The sequence below is a fragment of the Streptococcus caprae genome (genome assembly GCF_042649745.1).
Classification (GTDB): domain Bacteria; phylum Bacillota; class Bacilli; order Lactobacillales; family Streptococcaceae; genus Streptococcus; species Streptococcus caprae.
Map to the genome: position 1 here is coordinate 1 of NZ_JBHRZV010000048.1, position 1719 is coordinate 1719.

Below are 1719 nucleotides of genomic sequence, written 5' to 3' on the forward strand. Positions count from 1 at the left end.
CGTTGCCCACTCACGAGACAACTATATTAGTTTAGCAAATCATCAATTATTTGTCAACAAGTTTTGCTTGTTTTCATCCTATTTTTTTTCATTGCTTCGTTCTCTTCTTGAGAACTTTATTAGTATAGCAAAGTTTTATTATATTGGCAAGAGAAAAATAGTTAATTTTATATAAATCGTATTTGTACATCTTTAAGATAGATAATCTCAATTTCTATTCAAATCATCCGTTTATTCATGCTATTACTTATGTTTTTGTTCAGAACATACGACTTTAAAAGAATATAAAAAGAATTATAAGGCTGTATGGTATTTCAACTAAGGAGAAATTTTGGGAGTATATCAAAAAAACGCGTTGTAAAATGAAGTGCAACAGAAAAGACATGTTCATCTGATATACTAAAGTCTCCAACTACAGTATAAAGGAAAACAAACATGTCCCATACTCATTCTAGCACAAAACGCTCCTATCAGCACCTATCAGAATCAGAACGCGGGCAAATTCAAGCCTATCTCTCTCAAGGATTCAAACCAGCAGAAATTGCGAGATACTTAGGTAGAAATCCATCGACAATCTCTCGTGAAATCAAACGAGGGGCTGTTAAGCAAGTCAAACGGGTTAACGGTAGGAAAATTTACCACGACCAGTACTTCGCTGATACAGCCTAACATCGCTACTGCCAAAGACGAGAAAATCGGCATTACCTGAAGCTTGATAAAGTTTCTGCTAGATTCTTGTCTGAATTTGAAGAAGCGATGACTCCTAAGCCTAGAATACACAGTGTAGATACGTTTGTTCATGTCTATAATCGAGACCATCCTGAAGACATCATTCCCAGCATTACAATGCTCTATAACTATATCCACAAAGGACTATTGACCATCAAGCCAATAGACTTGCCAAAAGTAGTTCGTATTCGTAAGGGAAGAAAAATGCATCCTTCTACTAGGAAGCCTCTCGAACTGTCCATTGAAGATAGACCTGATCCCATCACAAATCGTTCTACCTTTGGACACTGGGAAATAGACTCTGTTCTTGGGTTAAAGACTGCTGGTGAGCCTTCCATTATGACTCTAGTCGAAAGACAGTCACGGTTTGCACTAACGATTAAACTCCCTGAAAAGAAAGCTGAATACGTTAACTAAGCGGTGTTGGACTATATGCAGGATTATCTCATCAAGTCTATCACTGCAGATAACGGAAGTGAATTTGCCTTACTGAGTCAACTAGAGGAGGTTGAGGTCTATTTTGCTCATGCTTATGCCTCTCATGAACGGGGAACAAATGAAAACTTTAACGGTTTACTTAGAAAGTTTGTTCCAAAAAGAAAATCCCTAAAAGACCTGACCACCGAAGATTTAGAGGCTTATCCCCATGCCATCAACAATGGACCTCGAAGACTGTTCAACTATCATTCAGCAACTAAGCAATTCGAGCTAGCTCGAATTGCTTAGAGAAAAACACTTTAGTAGGATAAACAAATTGTTGCACTTGACTTGACAATTGGACTAGGTTTTTAAGTAAAGATAGTTCTAATTTTTTTATCAGCCATTGACAAATCACATTTGTTCTCTCCAGATGTTAGCTATAAGTCAACCCACTAAAGTTGACAAAGAACTCTGGCTCTATAATTTCTGTAGTGGGTAGCTCCCCTGCAGAGATTATGGAGCCTTTTTGAATGTAGAAAAAAAGTCCCATATGACCTATAATGAAAAGCG

At 37.3% G+C, this 1719-nt stretch carries 1 pseudogene; it reads left to right on the forward strand.

What is annotated here, in order from left to right:
• The first annotated feature begins 435 nt into the window (after positions 1 to 435).
• Positions 436 to 1455: pseudogene (locus ACFORF_RS06265) on the forward strand (IS30 family transposase).
• Positions 1456 to 1719: the final 264 nt, after the last annotated feature.